Genomic DNA, 5,818 nt, shown 5'->3' with positions numbered 1-5,818 from the left:
TATGAATCCTGACCCTAGCGTTGGCAGCGCCTCGTCTTTGAGCGTCCTACAAAAATCGCCGATGTAATCACATACAGTGGCCCTTAAAGTTCGCTCGTTCGCCTTGGGTATAGCGATATGCGAGTTCAGACCTGCGTCGGATAAGAGTTCCAACTTGCGCTGGAGCTCTTATTATCATGCGCGCAAATCTTGCGCGATCCGTGCCCCATCAGGAGCCGTTTTTGCCTCGCCAATCGGTGTCGCGGATGGATCGGTTGCCAGCGAACGGTAAAGACCAACAGCCATCGCGATGATCACAAACGAGATTGGAAACGCTGCTGCAATCGACGCCGTCTGCAAGGCTCCCAGACCACCGGCCATCAAAAGCACGATGGCAGTTGCCCCGATTCCGCCGCCCCAGATGATGCGAAACTTTTTCGGTGGATTGTCATCCCCCATCGACAGCATGGTGGTGATCACCAATGTTCCGGAATCCGCAGATGTGACGAACCATGAAAACAGCAACAGAGTCGCCAGTGCGGAAAGCGGCCATGCCGTCCAGCTGAGATCACCCAGCCACGAGGTTGTGCCCAAGTTGCCGATCGTGCCGTATAGTGCAGCGGGAAGATCCCAGTTACGCACGGTCTGGATCACGCCAGCACCACCTTCTGCGGCCGGTCCGCCTGCCATGTGCAGCTCTTGCCAGATGGCGTTGCCACCGAACATGCACAGCCAGAAGAAGGCGATGACGGTCGGGACAAACAGGACACCCAGCATGAACTCGCGGATCGTCCGCCCGCGCGAGATGCGGGCGATGAACATGCCAACCATCGGTGCCCATGCGATCCACCAGCCCCAATAGAAGATGGTCCAGCCACCCTGCCACGCGACGTTCTCTTCGCTGCTGGCGGTCCAGAAACCCATCGGGATGAAGCTTGAGATATAGTCGCCCATGGTGGTGACATAGAAGCCCAGCAGCCACTTGATCGGGCCGATGACGATGAAGGCACCCAGCAGGATCATCGACAACCAGATGTTCCATTCCGAGATGATGCGGATGCCTTTGCCGACACCCGAAACGGTGGATACGGTGGCAATGATGGTCACGATCACGATCAGTGCGATCTTCAAGCCCATCGTCGGCTCCATCCCGAACAGAACGTTCAGGCCGGCGGCCATTTGGCTGCTGCCCAGCCCCAGCGAAGTCGCAATGCCGAAAACCGAACCAAACACGGCGAGCAGGTCAACGCAGTGACCCCACGGGCCATAGATGCGCTCTCCGATCAGGGGGTAAAGCGCCGAACGCATGGTCAGGGGCAGCTTCTTGCGGAAGCCAAAATACGCCAGACACAGGCCGACGATCACGTAAAGCGCCCAGCCGTGGAAACCCCAGTGGAAATAGGTCACACGCATCGCGTCAACGGCGCGCTGCATGTCCATCTCGCTGTGGCCCTGAAGCTCGGCATGGGGGTTGTTCGGATAGCCCCAGGCAGCTGAGTTGTCGAAATAGAAGATCGGTTCAGCAACGCCGAAGAACAGGATGCCAATGCCGATCCCGGCCGAGAACAGCATCGAGAACCAGCTGAAGTTGCTGAATTCGGGACGCGAGTCATCGTCGCCCAGACGCAGGCTGCCGAACTTCGAGAACATCAGGAAGAAACAGAAGAACATGACCCCTGCCAGCACCGAAATGTAATACCAGCTCAGGCCGCTTTCGATCCAGCTGCGGATCGACTTGTAGACGCCACCAGCGAATTCGACGTTCAGAACGGTAAAGATCACGAAGGCGGCAATCATTGCCTTCGACGCCATGCCCATTCCCGGATGTAGGCCGGTGAAGAAACCGTCCTTTGCCACGAGGTGGGAGTTTGGATTTTCGTCTGACATCTATGTCCTCCATGTTGACGAGTTCCGAACGCAAGCGCGTCCTTGCCTTGCGGATGCGTGAATTATTCGGGCAGGAACTTCTCTGACCAACTTTCTCCTGCAGTTCCGGCGGCAAGCATGGTGCTGATGTGGTGATCGCTATATCCCAGATCAGTCAGAATTGAGCGCGTATGCGCCCCATATTTCGGCATCGGTCCGGGAATGGTGATTTTGCCGCTGGTCGGACGCACGGCGTTTGGTGCGACCAGATCGCACCAGCGCCCCATCGGGTGTTGGTCGTGGCGGATTACGCGGAAGGTCGCGTCGGACAGGTCAATCCCACCTTTGCTTTCAAGCTGCAGCGCCGCGTCTCTTGTGTCGTGCAATGACGACAAGGGAACAACGGTGCTGCTCCCGTTCGAAAAGGCAGATTTCCAATGCGACAGCGGATGCGCCTTGAAACGCTCGGCCAGCTGGCCATGCAAAGCATCCTTTGGAGCTTCCACCAGATCTGCAAGCTCCGAAACCCGTGCCAGAGCTGCCTGCTGTTCGGTTGGGGCTGCAAAGAACATCCAATGATCTGCAGCCTCATAGCAATGATAGAACGGTCCCCAGCCCAGTGACTCGCGGCCGGAAGGTTCGTCAAAGGGCGCGCGACCGTCATAATCATACATGAACTGGGCCTGAATAAGATTGCCCGCCGCCGCTAGCGAGGCACGTGCAACGCCACCTTTGCCGGTCTCACGCAAACGGATCAATGCGCCACCCAAAGCGGCGCAGGCACAGAACCCGGTCAGCACATCGATGGTGCCAAAATGCGCATGCTCTTCCGGCGTTTCCATGCCACCTCCAAAGCGCACCATGACGCCAGTCGCGGCCTGTGCCAGATCATCATAACCCAGATGGTCAGACTTTGGCCCCCGCAGCGGCCCTCCGAACGCATCCAGCTGAACAAGGATGAGGTGCGGATTGATAGCTTCCAGCCGGTCAGGTGAAAGCCCAAGCTTGTCGCGCTGTTCATCCGTTCCATTCATCGTGATCACGTCGGATTCCGCAATCAGTTTACCCAGAACCTCTTGCCCCTCATCGCTGTGCAGATTCAGCAGAATGCTTTCCTTGCCGCGCTGCGCATGAATGCCGAACACGACGGTGTTCCACGGATCGACTGAGGGCTCGACGGGCTGAACAAGCGTCACCTCGGCGCCATAGCGCGCAAGAGTCGAGCCGACGGTCGGCCCGGCAATCACGTTGGTCAGGTCAAGGACTTTAAGGCCGTCGAGCCAGCCGCCTTGCCCGGTTGCGCCGCTGGCGCGAGGGGTCTCGGCCAGCAAGGCGTCTAAATCGGCAGTTGCTGGGCCTGTTTTCATGGCCGCGCCGTCATCACCCGCCAACCAGGCGACATTGCCCATCTGGCGCATCTCACCATTGCGGGCATCTTCGACCCGCAGCACTAGCCCCGAGGCCAGAGCGTGGGGATCAGCCAGCCACTCCTTGGTGAAACGCTGCGCCGTTGCAGGGGCTTTGGCGGTTCCGAACAGTTCCTCCCATTCATGGGATGGGCGTGTCAGGAACGCCTGTTTCATCGCGGATGACACCCGTTCCCGATCCGAAGCCCCGACCGGATAGTTGCGCATCGACCATTCCGCTGGCCAGTCTTTGGTGTCCAGATAGGCTGAGAAATCGGGCAGTTCATCCGCCAGTTCCTTCAGGCCAAGCGTTTCCAGAACCCGGCGCGGGTGGGTCGAGACCGATCCCGACACCACATAGAAACCACGCCCGTCAGCACAGGTATAGGTGCGATAGAAGGGGTCCAGAAATTCCGACAACTCGTCGAATTCCAGGTTCATCGGCAGACCTTCAGCGGCGCGCCGATCCAGCTCGACCTCGCGCGGGGATTTATAGCGCTCGGGGTAGTCCTCAATCTGCTCGCAATTGTAGATCAACCCTTCCAGCAGGGCCGACGCCAAAGGCACCTCGATATGATCACCGCCATTGCGATCCCGCGCGTTCAGCGCAAACAAAACGGCCATCGCGCCAAAGCTCGCCCCATAGGCCGAGGCCAGCGCCAGCGGCGTGAAGGACGGGTTGATCCCCATCAACCGCCGGTTCAGCCCCATATCCGTGAACTGGCCGGTATAGGCAGCAATCACGGCCTCCCACGCGGGTAGGTCCGCAAGCTCGGCATCTGTCGAGGCAAATCCCGGCATCGACAGATAGACCAACTGATCGTTCACCGCGCGCAGGGTGTCCGGCCCCAACCCCAACCGTTCCATCACGCCGGGACGAAAGTTCTCCAGAACCACGTCTGCGCGTTTGACTAGCTCGATCGCGGTCTCCCGCCCTTCAGGCGACTTCAGGTCCAGCGTCAGTGTCTTTTTCCCGCGCGACAGCATGTCGAATGCCGGATCATCAAACGCAGGGCCTTGGGGTGGATCAATGCGAATGACCTCGGCCCCCATATCGGCGAGCATCATGCCAACAAGCGGTGCGGCAAGGTATTGGCCGAAGTCGAGCACACGGATGGAAGACAGAGGACGGTCAATCATTCAAAAAACCTCATTAGATTTCACCATGGATGGAATTTCCCAAAGCCAACCTAAGGGCAGAAATGGTTGAAATACACTGGCGTAAATCCGATGCGCTCACTAATATTTTGTTATGCGAAGACTTATACGCCCGATATCCGGTTCGCTTAATGCCCTGCTTGTTCTCGAGGTGGTGGTTCGTCACTCGAGCCTTTCGCGCGCGGCACAAGAGCTTGGGCTGAGCCAGCCCGCTGTTTCAAGACATATATCCACTCTTGAAGACAGGTTGGGGCTGCCTCTGTTCAAGCGGAACAACAACCAGATCACTCCGACAAACAACGCGGTGCGGCTGGCCGAAGCGGTATCACTTGGCTTCGGCCATCTGGATCAAGTGTGGACTGAAATTTCGACACCGCCAGAACGTCAAGAGGTGACGCTGGCCTGTACCTACGGCTTTGCCGATCAATGGCTGATGCCACGGTTTGCTGATCTCAGAGACCATCTGGACGGTGCACAGGTGCGCGTGGTCACAACCGATCAGCTTGGAGACATCGACCTAAGCCGATTGGACGCGGCAGTCGTTTGGGATACATCCAGACTGCCAGACAGACCATTCTTTCCGCTCATTAAATCCGAGGTCTTTCCAATCTGCAGCCCCGAATTCCTTGCAGTACACCCCGAAGCCTCTGAAGCGTTAGAAACAGTGCCTGCTGAAATGTTTCTTCATTTTGACGTCGGGGATTCCCGCTTCATGACATGGCCAAAATGGTTTGCACTGGCAAAGCGCGATACCCCCGCGTTTCGACAGACCGCACAGTTTGATGCCTACCCTTTTCTTTTACAGGCTGTCGAGGCTGGGCATGGCGTCGGTTTGGGATGGCATGGGCTTGTCGATCAAGCTCTTGCAACAGGGCGAATTTTGCGCCTGCACCCAAGCTTGTCCGACCGTGAGGTGTCCTATTTCCTGCAACACCGGCCAATCCGCGACAAAAACGGTTTGCTTGCCAAAATGCTGAATTGGTTCAAGGAGGCAGCCGAAGCTTAGCGTTTAAATGGCCGCTCTTTACGCCGCATTGAAGAGCTCAAGATGATGAACATGCGGCAAAATCTGTGCTACGAGCACGCGCGGCGAGAATCTCGAATTCATAGGAGGGGCTCCAAACAGACCTCAGATGCGGCGCAGCATTCTGTGGTATATTGCCTTGGTCAACGTCGGGTCGTCGTTGTAGGCGGGCGTGGCGGACCGGAGGATCCGTTATGCAAACACCAAACTTACCTGCCATCCGCGCGCTTCGTCCCGCTTGGAACAAGGGCCGGATCGTTGGTCAGAAGCGCCCGCTCAAGCCCAAGCACGTCTGGGCCATCCGGGTTCGGCTCGAACTCGCCGAGAATCACCGTGATCTGGCGCTCTTCAACCTTGCCATCGACAGACGTTGTTGCACATATCG

3 protein-coding genes and 1 pseudogene are annotated in these 5,818 nt (G+C 57.7%); 2 read left to right on the top strand and 2 right to left on the bottom strand.

Translation table 11 applies throughout. The features are described from left to right. Positions 1-174: 174 nt before the first annotated feature. Both KO516_RS18350 and KO516_RS18345 read right to left on the bottom strand, forming a co-directional pair. Positions 175-1,866, bottom strand: a complete 1,692-nt coding sequence (locus tag KO516_RS18350) for a BCCT family transporter (RefSeq protein ID WP_216005248.1) — start codon at positions 1,864-1,866, stop codon at positions 175-177. Between the two features lie 62 nt (positions 1,867-1,928). After that, positions 1,929-4,391 (bottom strand): CoA transferase, encoded by a 2,463-nt coding sequence (locus KO516_RS18345; RefSeq protein WP_216005247.1) that lies wholly within the window; start codon positions 4,389-4,391, stop codon positions 1,929-1,931. Between the two features lie 112 nt (positions 4,392-4,503). Here KO516_RS18345 and KO516_RS18340 point away from each other — a divergent pair, with 112 nt between their 5' ends. Next, positions 4,504-5,415 carry a LysR family transcriptional regulator gene (locus tag KO516_RS18340; protein ID WP_216005246.1) on the top strand — a complete coding sequence of 304 codons (912 nt, stop codon included), beginning with the start codon at positions 4,504-4,506 and terminating at the stop codon, positions 5,413-5,415. Positions 5,416-5,627: 212 nt separating this feature from the next. Beyond that, positions 5,628-5,818 (top strand): annotated as a pseudogene (locus tag KO516_RS18335) (integrase); the annotation flags it as partial.

This window comes from Citreicella sp. C3M06 (assembly GCF_018860705.1).
Taxonomy (GTDB): Bacteria; Pseudomonadota; Alphaproteobacteria; order Rhodobacterales; family Rhodobacteraceae; genus Salipiger.
This window is presented reverse-complemented; position numbering and strand designations above follow the sequence as displayed.

Bases quoted from the DNA above. Each gene is read 5' to 3' on its own strand.
- KO516_RS18350 (WP_216005248.1), bottom strand. From the start codon at position 1,866: ATGTCAGACGAAAATCCAAACTCCCACCTCGTGGCAAAGGACGGTTTC.
- KO516_RS18345 (WP_216005247.1), bottom strand. From the start codon at position 4,391: ATGATTGACCGTCCTCTGTCTTCCATCCGTGTGCTCGACTTCGGCCAA.
- KO516_RS18340 (WP_216005246.1), top strand. From the start codon at position 4,504: ATGCGAAGACTTATACGCCCGATATCCGGTTCGCTTAATGCCCTGCTT.